Below are 15971 nucleotides of genomic sequence, written 5' to 3' on the forward strand. Positions count from 1 at the left end.
ACAGCGGACGGTCACGTCAGCGCTCAGTGCTCGACGGCACTGCCGCCAGGGCCCTTGCGGCAGACCGGCGGGCTGCCGAGCCGACCCGACGCCGCCCGGTGCGCCTCGATGATCGCCGGTGCGGCGACACGAAGCTGCTGAGAAGCAGCTTGACGACACACTGAAGTCCCCCCTGGCCACGCAACGTTGCGGCCGCCCGCATCGGGCGACGCTCTCCGTGTGGTTGCGTGGGCAAGCTAGCACTCCATCGGCGTCCCCGAAAAGACAAGATCCGATGTGCGCGGCGAGGCTTCTCGCTCAGGGTCGGACGCGCGAACGAAGACTAGGTTCTGTACGGCGGATCTTGTTACCGTCCCATGATCGGATCGTTGTGTCGGCCATGGGGCGGGGAGATCTGAGCAAGGACGAGTGGGCACGGCTGAGGCCGCACCTGCCGGTGAACGGGCGACAGGGCGGCCGGTGGGCCAGCCATCGACGGGTGATAAGCGGGATCCTTTACCGGGCGCGCGCGGGGGTTCCGTGGCGGGACCTCCCGACGCGTTTCGGGCCATGGACGACGGTCTACGACCGGCACCGACGCTGGTGTGCTGACGGCACTTGGGACCGGATCCTGACAGTTCCACAGGCCGCGGCCGACGCCGAGGTTCGCCTCGACTGGAGCCTGGCGAGCATCGACTCGACATCCTGCCGGGCCCACCAGCACGCCGCTGGAGCTCGCAAGGATCCGCCGAAATAGGGGGATCCCGAAGCAGCACTGGACTGACGAAGGCCTCGGCCGCTCGCGCGGAGGACTGACCAGCAAGATCCATCTGGCCTGCGAGGGCAGCCGCCACCCACTTGCGCTGCTCATCACGCCGGGCCAGGCCGGCGACTCCACCCAGTTCGAGGCCGTCATGGAGCGGATAAGGGTCCCGCGACCGGGCAGCGGCCGACCACGCACCAGGCCGGACCACGTGAGCGCGGACAAGGCCCACAGCACGCAGCGGATCCGCTTCTACCTGCGTGGACGCGGGATCAGCCACGCCATCCCGGAACCCCGCAACCAGCGGGCCAACCGCCTGAGACGAGGCAGCCAAGGCAGCCGACCCACCGGCTTCGACAAAGAGACCTACAAACGCCGTAACGAAGTCGAGCGCACGATCCACCGGCTCAAGGGCTTCCGAGCCGCCGCCACTAGATACGACAAGCGCGCCTACGGTTTCCACGGCACCGTCACCGTCGCATCGATCCGACTCTGGCTCCGACGATGATCCGCCGTGTAGAACCGGAGGGTTACCGAAAGGCCGCTAAGGGCTGACCGTGCCGCACAACGACGTCTGATTTCCGCGAGCAAGACGCGTCGTTGCTGATCATGCTGGCGGCATGACGATGTCATCCACTACAGACTCAGTGACAGTGCTCACCGGCATGTATGCAGCCGAGGCGGAGTACCTGGCGGCCGGAGGCCCTGGCGAGGCTTCGTTCGACTTGCTCGCCCCCTTCTTCGCGCCGAATGTCGAGCTACATCAAGCGGATGCTCTGCCATACGGAGGTACTTGGCGTGGGCACAACGGAATGACGCAGTTCTTCCTTGCGATGGGACAGGTCTGGGAGATGTTCGACATGGTGGAGCAGGAGTTTCTCGCCACCGGTGAGACTGCGGTCGTGCTCACTCAGGTCCGTGCTCGCGTTCGTGCGACTGGCCGTGAACTCAGCTTCCCAATCCTGCAAACGATCACGGTCAAGGACGGACAGATCACCGAGGTCCGTCCGTTCTACTGGGACACTCAAGCTATCGCCGACGCCTGCGCCGCGTCCGCGCCGACAGACTGAGAACGCCCGCAAACCTGCTGGTCACAACCACTCGTCAGTCGCCTCGTAGCGGACGGCAGGTTTGTCGTACCTCGTCGCCATGGCCCTGTGGCGCTTGAGACGGTTGATTCTTCCGCACTCCACGGCATGCCGCTCGCGGTAGTCGGTCTTGTCGAACTTCGGTGGCCGGCCGCCCCGGGAGCCGAGTTTCTGGCGGTTGCGGACCCGGTCCGAGGGCACTGGGGTCGTCGCCTTGATCCCGCGTCTGCGCAGGTAGGCCCGGTTGCTACGAGAGTCGTACGCCTTGTCGGCACGCACTCGGTACGGGCGCTTGCGCGGCCGTCCCAGGCCCAACCGCGGGACCCGGATTGCTACCAGGACCGATTCGAACTGCGGGGAATCACCCCGCTGACCGGCCGTGATCACCACCAACAGGGGCTTCTGCCCTTGCCCGACTGCCAGGTGGATCCTGGCTGACCGGATACCGCCGCCTCAACCACCGATACGAACGTCAACCCCGCAACTACCTGGCCTTCCTCGGACTCGCCGCCGCCATCTGCTGCTACAAACGACTCGCCCGACTCACCACATAGGACACGGTCATAGTGCGCGCCACGGTGAGCTCGCCGACGACGATGGCGTCGGCGATTCGCTTCAATTCCTCGGGCTGCGCATGACGCCGCCGGTCGAGCTGATGCGGATGGCCGACCCCAAGGAGGTTGGCACACGGGAGGGGCCCCGCAGCCAGCACAGTCGGAGCTGCTCACCACCCCAGCCTGGATCACTCTGCTGGCCTCGCCGCTTCGGTCTGCGCCGGGCCGGCGCCCGGTCGGCGCATTGCGGCGCATCGACTAGCGATTAGACTTGCTGTTCAAATCTGGATAAGACATCTAACATGGGGATAGCAGGGTGCCCGCTGGCCGCGAGACCGCAGCGACAGCACGTCGAGCGAGTAGAAGCCGGAACCGCCCGTGAACGCCGAACATCACTCAGCCGTCGCCGACCTCTATGACCGGTCGGGAAAGCGCTACTCCCTGGACGACCCCCGCTGGCGGGGCGAGGACGGCAGCCCCCTCGCCGTCAGTGCACTGCCGGGCCTGCGTCCCGAGCAGATCGACACCGCCGAACGGTCCCTGTGGCGCTATCACGCGGCCCTGCCCGTCCCGGCCGCCAGCCGGGTGAGCCTGGGCGAAGGGTGTACGCCGATGGTCCCGGTCGACTGGGCCGGCCGACGCGTCCACTTCAAGCTGGAGTGGTTCAACCCGACCTCCAGCTTCAAGGACCGGGGCGTATCGGTGATGATGTCCCACCTTGCGGCGCACGGCGTCGAGCGCGTACTCGAGGACAGTTCGGGCAACGGCGGTTCCGCGGTGGCCGCCTACGCCGCCGCCGCCGGTATCCGCGCCAAGATCATCGTTCCCGCCGCCACCTCGGCAGCCAAGATCCTCCAGGCCCGCGCCTACGGAGCCGAGATCGAGCTCGTGGGCGGCACCCGCGACGAGGTCTCGGACGAGGCGATCCGGCAGTCGGAGCAGATCCCCTACGCCAGCCACAACTGGCACCCCATGTTCATCCAGGGCACCAAGACCATCGCCTACGAGATGTGGGAGTCCCTCGGCTTCACCGCGCCCGACAACGTAGTCCTCGTGGCCGGGGCCGGCAGCAACATCATCGGGTGCGACCTCGCGTTCGGTGAACTACTCGACGCCGGCCAGATCGACAGGCGCCCGCGCCTGTTCGTCGGGCAGCCCGAGCACTGGGCGACCATCGCCGACACGTTCAACGGCATCGACCCGGCCGGCCGCGGCGAGCGGGTGCCGACGATCGCCGAGGGCGCGTCCATCGCCCACCCGGTCCGGCTGCCCGAGGCAGTGGAGGCCATCCGCCGCGCCGACGGCGCCGCCTACGCCGTCCCCGAGGCGGAGATCCACGCCGCGGTCCGCGCACTGAGCGCGAGAGGCTTGTACGCCGAGCCGACCAGCAGCGTCGCCGCGGCGACCTTCGATCACTTCATCGCGACCGGAGAGATCGCTCCGGATGAGACGACCGTGGTCGTGCTCACCGGTGCGGGGCTGAAGTCCGCCGAGAAGATGGCCTCGGTGTTCGCCAGGCACTGTAACGGCGCTCAGGAATCGAGCGGCGCCCGATGACACACCCCGTCAGCCGACCGGATGACAAACGCGCCGACCAGCCCGCCGTACCGGACGACGAGCGCTACGTATCGGATGACGAGCACCTCGTACGGGAAGCCGAGCGCATCGCTGTCGCCGTCGGGCGCATGTTCCCAGGTCTGTGCGAGGTCGTCCTGCACGATCTGCGCCGACCCGACAGCGCCATCCGCACCATCGAGAACAACCTGTCCGGACGGCAGGTCGGCGACTCCGCTACCGAACTGGGCCTGCGCCGCATCGCGGACCCCGACTACCCCAGCGTCATCCAGAACTACAGCAACCAGTTCCCCGACGGACGCCCGGCCAAGAGCACCTCGATCGGCATCAAGAACGCCGAGGGACGTTACGTCGCGGCCCTGTGCCTGAACCTGGACGTCAGTACGCTGTCCCCGCTAGCCCTCGCCCTGGCCAACCTCGTCGCCACAGATGCCGAACACCAAGGTGAGGCCCTGGAGACGCTGCGCGACCGCACGGGACGCGAACTCCGGTCGGCCATCGACTCCTTCGCGGCGGAGCGCTCCAGCACCCCGCGTGGTCTCAACCGTGACCAGAAGCGCGAGCTGGTGCGGCGGCTGCATCGCGAGGGCTTCTTCGAGACCCGGAGTTCCGCACAACTCATCGCCGACCAGCTCGGCGTCTCCCGGGCGACCGTCTACAACTACACGAAGTAGCCGTACCGTCACGTGCTCGACGCCGCGGTTATCTAGGGCGGCTTGGAGACCATGAGGCACATAAGGCACGGCCCGGAATCGGTACGTGCCTCACGAATGTCTGAGGGGTTTTGAGGCACATTCGGCACATGAGGTCTGTGCCAGCCCCAGCTACACGGACCTGAGCGGACGCCGCGACCGGAACCCGCTCCCGCCCCTGTAGCCACCTCCTTGACGCTCAGCAGGGCATGGAGCCGCGCGCAGGGTGCCCGAGGGTGTGATTCAGCTGACCGCTTCATGGATGCGCCAACAAACAGCGAACGGAGTACCAAACGCTTCGGCCGAATCGTTTCCAGTCCTAACGAACGCAAGTGTTCCGGTCGGAACACTTGGGACTGAGGTTTGACCAGCGTGTCTCGTGTGCAGCGGTCCCGGGGCCTGGGCGGACGCGTCGAGGGCACCTAGGACGCGCCCATCCCATCCGCACTGTGTAGGGAGCGGCACGCATTCACCCTGCTGGTGGCGAGTCATACGAACCTGGGCGGGCCCGGTCTGCTGGCCCAACTTGGCTGTTCACCGCGGAGGAATTTCCTTGCGTTTCGCTGGCCGATTTCCAGAAGACGGTCAGGGAGGCGAGCAGGCCGTTGCTGGCGGTCAGGTGGTAGATCGAGTCAGGGGGAAGGGCAGTGGTCAGGCGGCGGTGTGCCTCGGGCAGGGCGTGGTAGGGAAGGCCCTGGAACAGGTGGTGCAGCGCATGCAGGCGAAAGCCGACGGGGCCTACAGCTCGGTCAGGTGCGGGCGACGCGGATGATTGACGCTGTCGGTCATCTGCTCGACCAGGCTCACCGGCTGCCCCTGCCCGGTCCAGCGGTGTGAGGTCAGTGTCCGCACCATGTTGAGAAGCAGGGCGGCGCTGTAGATGACGTAGAGCTGCAGGGCGCGTTCCGCCGGAAAGGTTCCGGTGAGGAACAGAGCGGTTGCGACGGCGACGGCGGTGGTGCAGCCCAGTTGCTCCTGCACGGTGAGCTGGCGGTTCATCTGCCGGCGGTAGGTGTGGTCGACCGGGTCGACCATCCGCAGCAGGTGCTCGGTCTTGGCGATCCGCCCGTACTCGGCGAACGCCTGCCGCAGTGGGGTGGGATGGCCCTCGCGGCCGAAAGCGGCGGGACGCAGGACACGCCTGATGAGACGCTGTTCGCGGCATCTACGTGCTGGCCAGCGGATGCGCCTGGCGGGCACTGCCGCCGTGCTTCGGGATATTCCTGAGTGGCGTCCTCATGGCCGCGGCGATGGGTATGGACACCGTGGCGTGGCGCGACCAGTTCGGACAGATCCCGCCGAACGAGGCCCTGGTGCACAGCTTCGTGCTGTGGCTGCTCGCCGATCTCTTCGACTCCATGGCCGAACGGCCCGGCGCCATCGACCGGATGATGCGGGAGACCTTCGACGCCATGGCCGCCGAACACAGTTGATGTGCGGACGGTGCCCGGCGTCCCCTGACACGCGATCTTGACCGATTGACAGGTGATCTTGACCGAACTGGCAGCGTCAGTTCTTGGATTGCGGCCGGGCCAGGCCGGCCGCCGGGAAGCCCGGTTCGCGCAGTGCGGATCAGTGCCGTTCGAACGCCAGATCTCGCGGCCGCACGTGCTCGCGTGGCCCCGCCGCCCGCAGAACCACGTCCAGCATCCGTGCCGGGTCGGCCGCGTAGGCATGCGAGAACCACGCCATGTTGGCCTCCACCACGGCCCAGCGGTGGCCTGGGCGGTATGGGTCTAGCAGTTGCCCGACGTCCACGACGACGGCACTCGGCAGCGCGTGCCCGGCTGCGGCGGCCAGCCGGTCGGCGAACTCCGTGATCTGCGCGGCGGTGGCCCGGTCCGCGCGGTCCGTACCGAGCGGGCGGGGGTCGAGCCGGCCGAACACCGCGTACCGGCTCGCCGTGGCGATCCGGCCGTCCAGCAGGAACAGCCGGTACTCGGCCGCGAAGGTCACCACGGCGGACAGCAGCACCGGCGTTGCCGGGTCCAGGGCGGAGGGCAGCCGGGAGCCGTCGGTGTACACATCGGCCGGGAAGGACTTGTCACGGGGCGGCTTGACGAACGTCGGCTGGTCGATCGCCCATGCGTCCGCGATGGTCCCCATCCGTACCTGGCGGCCGGTGAACTCTTCCGGCAACTCGGCGAGCCAGCCGTCTGCCGGCTCCAGCAACGCGAACCCGAGCCGGCCTGCCAGCCGCGCACCCACGACCGGTCCGCCGTACCAGTACGCAGGGCCTGCCAGGCCGGGCTCCTCCGCCGCTCTGACCGACATCCCTCGGCCCGCCGCCTCGACGGCCAACAGTTCCATCGTCGACGTCCGCCGCCCAGGCATGACCAGCATCGCGAATCCCTCCCGCACTCCGCAAAACCGCCACGCTAGCCCCACCGTGCCCACCACCGCCGCCGAGAATCCCCCGCCGCAGGCCCCAAGGCGAGCCGGGAACGGTGAGCCACAGCTCAAGATCAAGTGGTAGAAACCCGGCATTGGTCAAGATCACTTGGCAAACGGTCAAGATCGCCTGCCAGAGGGCACTGGGTCCCCGATGAGCAGGCTGTGACTGTCTCAGCCTCGCTTCCGGCCGTCTGTCGTTTCACCTGCGGATATGCCCTGTGACAGTCACAGGGCGAGGACCGGGCATCCGGCTCGCGCCGTGAGGTGGTGCAGGCGCACAGAAGCACGCCTGCACCACCCCCGGCCTCCGGTCATCCCGGGAGGTTCGTGCTTCTCGGTTCCCACAGCGGGCGGGCGGTTCCCGTGCCGTGGCAGTGGAGGCATCGGCCCTCTCCGGGCGGGCCGGCGGAGTCGATGACGTGCGTGGCGTCGTACAGCAGCCGGGTGAGGCCTAGGACGTGATCGGAGTGCAGGGCCAGTTGGTGTCGTCGGCCGAGCGTGATCTCCAGGGCGGTGCCCGCCTCGCGTTCCCCCAGTTGCACGTCCATGAAGCCCATGACGTCCTGGACCAGCCGGTGGACCTCCTCGACCGTCTCGCGCCCGTCCACCTCCACCCGGGCGGTGAAGGCGACATCCCTCGGCTCGACGAAGGACAGCAGCGCCCGCGGCTCCTGGAAGGGGAGGCCGTGGCCCACCGGTTCACGATGAGAAGCGTGGAGGCTCGCCATGGCCTGCCACATCTCTCCCCGGCCGGCCGACGAACTCGGCCGGCACTTCCCTGTTCTCCTGCTTGCTGCGCCTCAAGACGGATCCTCTTTCGGTCGATGACACTTCCGTGAGGGGTCTTGTCTACGCCGCGGCCGGGGCATGAACCCTCGCCCCGGCCGCGATGTCCCGCCCGGCCGCACGGTGAGTTCGGAACCCGTCCCGCCCACCGGCACTCCCGGTCGAGGCCGCAGTTTCGTGCACTCCTTCGTCAGGGCGGCCGACGGAACCAGCCGCGGCCCCTGCCCGGCTCCTGGTCACCCGCAGGCTCCGGCAGGTGGGCCGGGCAGGCGCCCTGTACGTGTCACCGACCAGGTGTGATCATGGCGAGTCCCCTCTGTACGGGGGCAGGGGTCGGGCTGGGTCCGATGGCGCGCCTGGGGAGGCTCGTGGGCCACGCCCCACCCCACGAACCCATCCCCCGGCGATGCCTCACCCGGAGCGGGTGAGCTCATGGCATGTCGGAGACCCAGTCGAAGTGCCCCGGATCGCCGGGGCGCAGGTCGTACAGCGCCCGCCCGCCGGGCCCGAAACGCCCCAGCCCGGTGATCAGGGCAGCCCCGGTGTCGATCTCTTCCCGCGTCCAGCCTGTGACGTCCAGGAGCAGCCCGTCCAGCGGCCCGCCGGTCAGCTCGGCGTAGATGCGCCCCTCGCGTGGGCCGGGATCGTAGGGGTCGGCGCCGTAGACCCGGGCGCGCCGCTGCTCCGCCTCGTCGCCGTTCATGCCGACGAGCCTTCCATCTCCCACCGGGCCTGCAGCCGCAGAGGTGGGAGGGCTTTCGCCCAAGCCGTGCACGAGTGTCCTCTGACAGCAATCTTGACCGATTGCCACATGATCTTGGCCGGTGGCGAGCGGGATGAGGTGCATGCGACGCTGCGGCCCGCCCGCAGGGCCTGGCCGGGTGGGGGACGTGTCGTGTCCGGATCCGGACGTTGACGGGGTCTTTCCGGACGCGCCCGCCCTTTCCGGCAGCTGAGGTGGTTCTGGTCGGCCACGGTTTCCCTGACGCCCCACCAGCTCTCGGCGACCGTGTCCGCAGGGCTGGTGGGGGTCTTTGCGTGTCCGCGTCGGCGGCCCGCGGGGGCTGCCAGCTCCTTCCGCCGAGCCGCGTGATCCAAGGAGGAACCTCCGCGATGCCCTCGAACACCCTGTTACGCCCGTCGCGTGCCCGCCTGCGGCGCCGGGTCACGGCCACCGCAGCGTCCCTGCTGATCACGACCGGTCTGGTCGCCGTGGCCGCGCCGTCCGCGCACGCGGTCCAGCCCGGCCGCACCACCGCCTACGTCACCAACAATGTCGGCCAGGCCGTCTCGGTGGTCGGCACCACCACCGGCGCGACCACCGCGTCGATCCCGGTCGCCGGCTACGCCCAGGACGTGGTCGTCAACCGGGCGGGCACCACCGCGTACGCGGCGACCGCGTTCGCGAACACCGTCGCGGTAATCGACACCGCCACCAGCACCGTCGCCGCGACGGTCCCGCTGGCCGGGACCCCCGTCGCGGTCGCCGTGAACAACGCCGGCACCGCCGTCTACGTCGCCGACAGCGGCGCGCACGCCGTCGAGATCATCGACACCGCCACCAACACCATCAGCGCGAGCGTGCCGGTGGCGGGCAACCACACGAGCCTGGCTCTCTCCCCGTCCGGCGCCACCGCCTACGTCACCACGTTCAATCCGAACGCCCTGGTCGTGATCGACACCGCGACCGCCGCGGTGACCGCCACCGTGCCGGTCGCCGGCACGCCGTACGGCGCCGTCGTCAACCCGGCGGGCACCGCCGCCTACGTCGCCCTCGGCAGCGGCAGCACCATTGCCAAGATCGACACCGCCACCAACACCCTCACCGCGAGCATCACCGCCGCCAACACCACGGCCCTGTCGATCAGCCCCGACGGCGGCACCCTGTACGGCAGCAGCCCTGGCAACCACGGCGTCTACGTCGTCGACACCGCCACCAATACGGTCACCACGTTCGTCGGCGGCCTCGGCAACATCCAGGACGTCCAGGTCAACTCCACCGGCACCACCGCCTACGCCGTCGACCCGGTCAGCCCCAGCGGGACGGTGCCCGGCAACCTCTACGCCATCGACACCGCCACCAACACGGTGACCACCGCCGCCACCGGCCTGAACAGCCCCAGCCGCCTCTCCCTGCACACCGTCCCCGCACCTGAGATCACCGCCGTCACACCGAACAGCGGTCCCGTCGCGGGCGGCACCGCAGTGACCATCACCGGCACCGACCTGAACAGCACCACCGCGATCACCTTCGGCGGCACCCCGGCAACCGGAGTCTCCTGCACCGCGACATCCTGCACCGCCACCTCCCCCGCACACGCCGCGGGCACCGTTGACGTCAAGGTCACCACCCCCGGCGGCACCAGCCCCGCCACCCCGGCCGGCCAGTACACCTACATAGCCCCCGGCGCGGATCTGGCCACCACGATCACCGATTCGCCTGATCCGGTCGCCCTGGGCGAGACGTTCACCGACACCGTCACCGTCACCAACAACGGGCCCACCACCGCCACATCCACGACCACCGTCGTAGCCTTCACCGGCAGCGCTCTCTCCGTGCAGGGCGTGACCACCAGCCAGGGCACGTGCTCCACCAGCGGGACCGCGGTCACCTGCGCGCTCGGCTCGATCGCGAACGGCGCCTCCGCCACCGTCGGCATCACCGCCGAACCCCAGGCGGCGGGCTCCGTCACCGCCTCCGCCACCACCAACGCCACCCAGAGCGACCCGGTGGCCGGCAACACCGACGCCACCGAGACCACCACCGTCACCAACTCCCTCGGCTGCACCATCACCGGCACCCCCGGCAACGACACCCTGACCGGCACCAACGGCCCGGACGTCATCTGCGGGCTGGGCGGCGCCGACACGATCAAGGGCAACGGCGGTGAGGACACCGTCTATGCCGGCACGGGCAACGACAACGTGGACGGCGGGAACGCCGACGACACCCTCTACGGAGGTGCCGGTGACGACATCATGGGCGGCGGAAACGGCGCCGACTACCTCTACGGCGAAGCCGGGAACGACACGAACTACGGCGAGACGCTCCTGGGCAGCCTGTTGTACCTGTTCGACAACGGCAACGACCACATCTACGGCGGTCCCGGGAACGACGACCTGGACGGGCAGAACGGCAACGACGTCCTGTCCGACACCTCCGGCACCGACACCATGAGCGGCGCCCTGGGCAACGACAGTATCAACGTGTCGGACGGCGCCGGCGGCGACACCGCAGCAGGCGGCCTGGGCTCCGACACCTGCACCGCCGACACCGGCGACACCACCACCAGCTGCTGACCACCAGCTGACCCACCACTCTGAACACGCCGCCCCCGGCCCCCTTTCACAGGGGCCGGGGGCGGCGTGTACGTCGGCCTCCGCCACGTGCTGAGGAGCTCGCTCAGGGGGTTCCTCTTGGATCTTCGGCGATGGCTGCAGGGGCCCGGTGAGGCTCCACTGCTGGTTGGGTCCGGTACCGGGCTGTTGCTGGGTGACCGGGGTCGCCCCCCACCGCCTCGTTCAACGCTCGCGTGGCCCGTCCCGACTGGCCGGGCCCGGCCAAGCTCCGCGTGTTCGGCCGGGATGAGCGCGACGGCGTGAACGGGCGGCGGCAGCGGATCCGGCTCTTCTCGCGGGCTGGTCAGCGGGTGAGTATGTGGCCGTCGTGGGGGCGGTGGTCGCGGGAGCGACGCAGGTCGGTGGTGACGTAGGTGCGTTGGAGCCAGCGGTCTGCTCCGTCGTATCGGGGGTGGAAGGCGGTGCGGCCGTGGACGGTGACGCGGTTGTCGATGATGACGAGGTCGCCTGGTGTCAGGTGCAGGGTGCGGGCACTCGCCTCGCAGGCGCGGCCGAATTCCGCAAGGGCGGTGGTGGCCCGGGGGGTGAGCGGGGTGGTGACGAGTTGGGCCATGCGTATGTCGGGGTCCTCGACAGCTCCGGACAGCACCGGCCGGGGCTCGGCATCCGGCTGACTCGCACCGGTCTCGGAGGCGAAGGAGGGGGGTGGTGTGGTGAGGAACTCCGGTGCGAACAGGGTCTGGCAGGCCTCTGGGGTGAGGTGCGGTAGAGCTTGGCGGATGCCGGCGACGCGCATCCCGGCGATCTGGTCGTGGTCGGCGCGCAGGCACAGGAAGACCACGTAGTCGGGTGGGTGGGGGTGAAAGCCGTTCTCGGTGTGGAAGGACAGCCGTACTGATCCGGCGTTGCCGTGGAAGGTCTCCTGTCCGGGCACGGGCACGACGTCCTGCACGAGGGCGCCGGATTTCTCAGCCAGGTAGGCGAGAGGCTCCCCGAGCCCGCAGGCCACCATGGTGAGCACCGCGGCCGGGATGGTGGCCTGGCGCTGGACCGAGCCGGGGACGGCCGGGGTCGGGGGCAGGGCCGCCTGGTCGACCGGCAGGCCGCCGATCACCAACGTGCCGTGCGGGCCGGAATGCCTTCGAAACCGGCGTATCTCGCGGCGCAGCAGGAGCGGAAGGTCCTCCCAGGCGTCCCGGGCCTGTGCCACCCACTCGGGACTGTTGACCTGGTCCTCCCCGCCGGTGCACAGGGCGTGTGCCACCCGCTCGCACGCGGCGGCATCGGTCGGATCCAGTTCCCGGTCGACGAAGGTGCTCTGGGCGGTGTCGGGCGTCGTCTCGGGCATCAGTGTCTCCTGCCGGGGTGGTGTGGGCGGCGGTCGCGCGGATTCACGAGTGGCGCAGGCCGGCCACGGCGTCGGCGATGTAGTGGTCCCCGAATCGGATCAGGGGGGCGTACTGGGCAGCCCGGCGGTGGCGCATGAGCCGCAGTTCGGCGACGGCATTGTCAGGGCCTTCGGGTTTCTGGGCAATGGAGCGATGCAGATGCACCATCGAGTACGCGAGGGTGACGTGGCGTTCACCGTCGATGATGTCGGCTTCCAGGAGAGCGCCCCGCGCCTCGGCCAGCTCCGGGGCGCGGGCCGCCAGGTGCTCGTAGGAGTCGGGAACGACCGCCAGGAGGTCCTTCATCGCCGCCCGGAACAGCTTGTATCCGCGATGCTGGCGCCCGCTCAACGGGACGTCCACCGACGGAGGCGCCATGGTCTGGCGTATCGCCGCCATGTAGTAATCGGCTGGGATCGTACTGGCATGCGTCATGGCCGCCGGAAAACCACGCACATACACCGTCGCATCCGCCAGCCGCACCAGCGCGGCATCACTGTCACCGTGCCGCAGACGACCGACAGCATCGGCCACGGCGACCGCGGCGCAGACGTTGAACAGGACATGGACCTGGTGACCGATCAGCCACCGAGCACTCCACACGTCCTCCAACGACACCCCCGCCCCAGGCTCGGGGACCGTTGCCGACGGGACCACGTCACGGTCGGCGCCCGACGCTGCGCCGGTGAGGTCGAGCACCGACTGACGCATCCCGGCCACCTCCAGTGCGAGGTCGGCGCCCGATAGCGGCGCCTCACACAGGTCTTCCAGGCCGCGATAGATGACCAGGAGGCCGTGCAGGGCGGCCTGCTGATCTGACAGCTCTCCCTCACGGACCCGGAAGTAGGACTGGCTGATCGACTCCGCCGGCAGTTTCTCTCCGGCCACGGCCGGCGCCAGATCCGACAGCGAGGCCACCAGCTCGTCAGCGACTGCGGCGGACTGCCGCAGCGTGAAGGTCCGCTCGGAAGGTCTGGCATGCGACGCCACCCCGGCCAGCACGCGTGCGGTTCGCTGCGCCTCAGCCTCAACCCGCGGGCCCAGCCCTGGGACGGGGCGCCCGCCTCGGGGCTCACGGAAGACAGCGACAGCGGGATGACCGGCAACCGGTGATAAGCCCATGGACAGGTACTTCGCCAAGAACGCTCCACCCGAAACCCTGGTCTAGGAGACCAATCCCGTGCAGCGCACGGGAGGACGTGCGGATTGCCCGGACGCCCGGGGACGGCGACGAGGTAACCCGCACTTCATCGTGCGCATCGCGCCCAGCTCCCTGCCGGCGCCGAAGTACGGGAACATGAGGAGGAGTGCGACGAGGAGCTGTACGAGGGCGGGAACTGCACCTGCACGACAGTCCTGCGACCGGGCCGCAGCCCGGCCACACGTATCGCGAGCTGACCGGCGGGCCGCTGGACGGGCAGCTGATCGAGGTGACCGGCTGGACGGACGAGTTCGCGTTTCCTGAAGCGGACACCGCGGGTGGTCAGCGTGCGGGTACCGGCGTCTTCCAGGGTGAACGTCCACAGATCTGTTGCGGGCACGTCCCGCAGCAGGGTGGGATCGTCCTGCCACGCCTCAAGCGGAGTCTTGCCCCGCAGCGGTGCGGGGCAATGCTCGGTGTTCCACCACAGCGTCCAGGACAGCAGCCGGGCGGCCTCGAAGGCGAGCAGCACCTCGGCCTTCGGGCGGGAGGCCCGTTTGCCGGGGCGCGGCTGACGGGAATAGCCGGGCAGCGCGGCCAGGAACGTGCTCTCCACCGCCCGGTTCAGGCCCTCCACGGCGCCCTTGAGGTGGGGGGTGTAGGCGGGCAGATCCTCCACCGTCACGTCCAGAAGATCGAAGGCGGCGGTCACCGTCCGGGACAAGAAGTCCTTGCCGCGGTCCACCCGTACCTTCTCGGGCAGACCGCCGAACGGACCGTAGGGTTCCTCGCGCAGGACCGCGGAGCGCAGCGCGGCCAGCACCGACTCCCGCGACGGATGCACGGGCGTGACGGCGAGACCGGTGATCGCGTTCGTCGCGCAATCGGTGAACCACGTGATCCACGGCCTGCGGGCCGTGCCCTCGACATCGACCAGGACGGGGGCCTGCATGTGGTCGGTCTCCCACACCTGGTTACGCCAGCCCCGTGGCCGGGCCAGGAACACATCGTGCTTACGCGCCGCCCGCTCCCCTCCCGAAAGCCCGGCCCGCTCCCCCGGCGTCAGGTACCGGCGGATCGCGCGGTGCAGCGTCGTCAGCGACGGTGCGTCTGCAAGCGGAGACTGCCGAGCGGCACGGAGGACCATCTCACGATGGACCGCCCGCACACTGCCCTTCCACAACGCCAGCAGGCCACGGACTTCGGGCGTGATCGTGAACCTCGCACTGCCTTGGGACCGTGCGCCAGGGTATGCAGCTGCGGTCATCTCGCTGTGAGCAGCCGTCAGCCGGCGCCACACCGTGCGCTCCGACGCCCCCCAGCGCGTCCGCAGCCGACCGTACATGACCTGCTGTCAGCTTTCCCCGGCCCGCAGGGCGAGCAGCAGCCGCACCGCAGGGCCACGCCGTGCCGTCCTCGACGCCACGGGCAGCCCGCCAGCTGCCCGGCCAGCATCACCGTCCTCCATGTCAGCTCCCCTCAGGCGGTGGGACATCGTGTGTGTGCTGGCCGCCAGAGCATGCGCTGCGCTCACAGCGGCTGCGCGACCCGCCGGCACCGCCGCCCCAGCAAGGCCCCGCCGGCGACCGCGTCAGCGGTTCCCGGCACGGTGTGGACCTCCTGGACCAACCCGCCCCGTGACCGCACGCGCGCCACGGTGTACATCACCGAGCCCGGCGGTCACTCCTACACGATCACCGCCCACCGCCCACCGCCGCGACGGTCAGCTCATCGCCTCCATCGGTCCCCGGCCGCCTGATCTGATGGACAACGGCAACCTGTGCGCCCGCTACCGGGGCTCCCGCCGTACGGCGGTGCGCCGCGACGGCAGGCTGTCCGTTGACCTCCGGTAGGTTGCGGCGCGAACCCGATTCCCCGTGAAGGAGATCCGATGTGAGCACGTTAGAAGCAGACGAGGTCCCGCAACACCTGGCGGCGTCGTACGCCACGGGCTTCGGTGAGGAAGGGAGAGCCTGGATCGCCGGACTGCCGGCTCTCGCGGCGGAAATTCTGGAACGCTGGGAGCTGGAACGGGACGGCACTGCAGGAGCCGGAGAAGCCTCACTGGTACTGCCGGTGCTGCGCCCCGATGGCACGCCCGCGGTCCTCAGACTCCAGATGCCGAGACAGGAGACCACCGCCGCACTGATCGGCCTTCGTACCTGGAACGGTAAGGGGATGGTACGGCTGCTCGATCACGACCCTGTGAGCAGCACCATGCTCCTGGAGCGCCTGGACGGAGCCCGCACGCTGGCCTCGATCAACGACGACGACGTGGCGCTGAGCATCCTCGCCGAGCTTCACGCGCGGC

At 69.3% G+C, this 15971-nt stretch carries 14 protein-coding genes and 3 pseudogenes; 9 read left to right on the plus strand and 8 right to left on the minus strand.

Going from position 1 to position 15971, the window contains the following annotated elements:
• The first annotated feature begins 379 nt into the window (after nucleotides 1-379).
• Together ACFWSK_RS30505 and ACFWSK_RS30510 are read left to right on the plus strand one after the other, a co-directional pair.
• A protein-coding gene (locus ACFWSK_RS30505) for an IS5 family transposase (protein WP_383793186.1) occupies nucleotides 380-1250 on the plus strand; the annotation gives its coding sequence in 2 pieces (ribosomal slippage) (nucleotides 380-720 and nucleotides 719-1250; 873 coding nt in all).
• Nucleotides 1251-1362: 112 nt separating this feature from the next.
• Nucleotides 1363-1812: a nuclear transport factor 2 family protein gene (locus ACFWSK_RS30510; RefSeq protein ID WP_383793151.1), complete on the plus strand. Its 450-nt coding sequence runs from the start codon at nucleotides 1363-1365 to the stop codon at nucleotides 1810-1812.
• A 21-nt stretch (nucleotides 1813-1833) separates the two neighbouring features.
• Here the strand turns inward: ACFWSK_RS30510 and ACFWSK_RS30515 are convergent, their stop codons facing one another.
• Nucleotides 1834-2220 (minus strand): transposase, encoded by a 387-nt coding sequence (locus tag ACFWSK_RS30515; protein WP_383793189.1) that lies wholly within the window; start codon nucleotides 2218-2220, stop codon nucleotides 1834-1836.
• Between the two features lie 38 nt (nucleotides 2221-2258).
• On the opposite strand from ACFWSK_RS30515, the pseudogene ACFWSK_RS30520 reads away from it, so the two are divergent.
• The 3 genes and pseudogenes from ACFWSK_RS30520 to ACFWSK_RS30530 all read left to right on the plus strand — a co-directional run.
• Nucleotides 2259-2384: pseudogene (locus ACFWSK_RS30520) on the plus strand (IS5/IS1182 family transposase); the annotation flags it as partial.
• Nucleotides 2385-2762: 378 nt separating this feature from the next.
• Nucleotides 2763-3941 carry a pyridoxal-phosphate dependent enzyme gene (locus ACFWSK_RS30525; protein WP_383793153.1) on the plus strand — a complete coding sequence of 393 codons (1179 nt, stop codon included), beginning with the start codon at nucleotides 2763-2765 and terminating at the stop codon, nucleotides 3939-3941.
• Nucleotides 3938-4633: a transcriptional regulator gene (locus tag ACFWSK_RS30530; RefSeq protein ID WP_383793156.1), complete on the plus strand. Its 696-nt coding sequence runs from the start codon at nucleotides 3938-3940 to the stop codon at nucleotides 4631-4633. The genes ACFWSK_RS30525 and ACFWSK_RS30530 overlap by 4 nt, the downstream gene beginning before the upstream one ends.
• A 990-nt stretch (nucleotides 4634-5623) precedes the next feature.
• On the opposite strand, the pseudogene ACFWSK_RS30535 reads toward ACFWSK_RS30530, so the two are convergent.
• Nucleotides 5624-5758: pseudogene (locus ACFWSK_RS30535) on the minus strand (Tn3 family transposase); the annotation flags it as partial.
• Between the two features lie 9 nt (nucleotides 5759-5767).
• Between ACFWSK_RS30535 and ACFWSK_RS30540 the strand changes: the two are divergent.
• Both ACFWSK_RS30540 and ACFWSK_RS30545 read left to right on the plus strand, forming a co-directional pair.
• A pseudogene (locus tag ACFWSK_RS30540) lies at nucleotides 5768-5871 on the plus strand (transposase); the annotation flags it as partial.
• Between the two features lie 18 nt (nucleotides 5872-5889).
• Nucleotides 5890-6084 carry a hypothetical protein gene (locus ACFWSK_RS30545; RefSeq protein ID WP_383793191.1) on the plus strand — a complete coding sequence of 65 codons (195 nt, stop codon included), beginning with the start codon at nucleotides 5890-5892 and terminating at the stop codon, nucleotides 6082-6084.
• A gap of 139 nt (nucleotides 6085-6223) precedes the next feature.
• On the opposite strand, the gene ACFWSK_RS30550 is transcribed toward ACFWSK_RS30545, so the two are convergent.
• From ACFWSK_RS30550 to ACFWSK_RS30560, 3 genes are all read right to left on the minus strand, one after another.
• Entirely contained in the window at nucleotides 6224-6994 is a 771-nt protein-coding gene (locus ACFWSK_RS30550) for an ATP-grasp domain-containing protein (RefSeq protein WP_383793159.1), read from the minus strand.
• A gap of 362 nt (nucleotides 6995-7356) precedes the next feature.
• Nucleotides 7357-7740 (minus strand): hypothetical protein, encoded by a 384-nt coding sequence (locus tag ACFWSK_RS30555; RefSeq protein WP_383793160.1) that lies wholly within the window; start codon nucleotides 7738-7740, stop codon nucleotides 7357-7359.
• Between the two features lie 521 nt (nucleotides 7741-8261).
• Nucleotides 8262-8534, minus strand: coding sequence for a hypothetical protein (locus ACFWSK_RS30560; protein WP_383793163.1), 273 nt, complete (start codon nucleotides 8532-8534; stop codon nucleotides 8262-8264).
• Nucleotides 8535-8944: 410 nt separating this feature from the next.
• Here ACFWSK_RS30560 and ACFWSK_RS30565 point away from each other — a divergent pair, with 410 nt between their 5' ends.
• Entirely contained in the window at nucleotides 8945-11131 is a 2187-nt protein-coding gene (locus ACFWSK_RS30565; RefSeq protein WP_383793166.1) for an IPT/TIG domain-containing protein, read from the plus strand.
• Between the two features lie 343 nt (nucleotides 11132-11474).
• On the opposite strand, the gene ACFWSK_RS30570 is transcribed toward ACFWSK_RS30565, so the two are convergent.
• The 3 genes from ACFWSK_RS30570 to ACFWSK_RS30580 form a co-directional block, all read right to left on the minus strand.
• The gene (locus ACFWSK_RS30570; RefSeq protein WP_383793169.1) at nucleotides 11475-12479 is read right to left on the minus strand and encodes a TauD/TfdA family dioxygenase; all 1005 of its coding nucleotides are present in this window, start codon (nucleotides 12477-12479) and stop codon (nucleotides 11475-11477) included.
• A 43-nt stretch (nucleotides 12480-12522) separates the two neighbouring features.
• Entirely contained in the window at nucleotides 12523-13521 is a 999-nt protein-coding gene (locus ACFWSK_RS30575) for a hypothetical protein (RefSeq protein ID WP_383793171.1), read from the minus strand.
• A 245-nt stretch (nucleotides 13522-13766) separates the two neighbouring features.
• On the minus strand, nucleotides 13767-14807 hold the full coding sequence (locus ACFWSK_RS30580; protein WP_383793174.1) for a transposase family protein: 1041 nt from the start codon (nucleotides 14805-14807) through the stop codon (nucleotides 13767-13769).
• 746 nt (nucleotides 14808-15553) lie between these two features.
• Between ACFWSK_RS30580 and ACFWSK_RS30585 the strand changes: the two genes are divergently transcribed.
• Nucleotides 15554-15971 (plus strand): aminoglycoside phosphotransferase family protein (locus tag ACFWSK_RS30585; RefSeq protein WP_383793177.1); only part of this gene is annotated, 418 nt, incomplete at its 3' end.

It is taken from the genome of Streptomyces sp. NPDC058620, from assembly GCF_042717135.1.
In the GTDB taxonomy this organism is placed as follows: Bacteria; Actinomycetota; Actinomycetes; order Streptomycetales; family Streptomycetaceae; genus Streptomyces.

Coding starts and splice junctions, on each gene's coding strand:
- ACFWSK_RS30510 (WP_383793151.1), top strand. CDS start 1,363: ATGACGATGTCATCCACTACAGACTCAGTGACAGTGCTCACCGGCATG.
- ACFWSK_RS30530 (WP_383793156.1), top strand. CDS start 3,938: ATGACACACCCCGTCAGCCGACCGGATGACAAACGCGCCGACCAGCCC.
- ACFWSK_RS30545 (WP_383793191.1), top strand. CDS start 5,890: ATGGCCGCGGCGATGGGTATGGACACCGTGGCGTGGCGCGACCAGTTC.
- ACFWSK_RS30550 (WP_383793159.1), bottom strand. CDS start 6,994: ATGCTGGTCATGCCTGGGCGGCGGACGTCGACGATGGAACTGTTGGCC.
- ACFWSK_RS30560 (WP_383793163.1), bottom strand. CDS start 8,534: ATGAACGGCGACGAGGCGGAGCAGCGGCGCGCCCGGGTCTACGGCGCC.
- ACFWSK_RS30565 (WP_383793166.1), top strand. CDS start 8,945: ATGCCCTCGAACACCCTGTTACGCCCGTCGCGTGCCCGCCTGCGGCGC.
- ACFWSK_RS30570 (WP_383793169.1), bottom strand. CDS start 12,479: ATGCCCGAGACGACGCCCGACACCGCCCAGAGCACCTTCGTCGACCGG.
- ACFWSK_RS30580 (WP_383793174.1), bottom strand. CDS start 14,807: ATGGTCCTCCGTGCCGCTCGGCAGTCTCCGCTTGCAGACGCACCGTCG.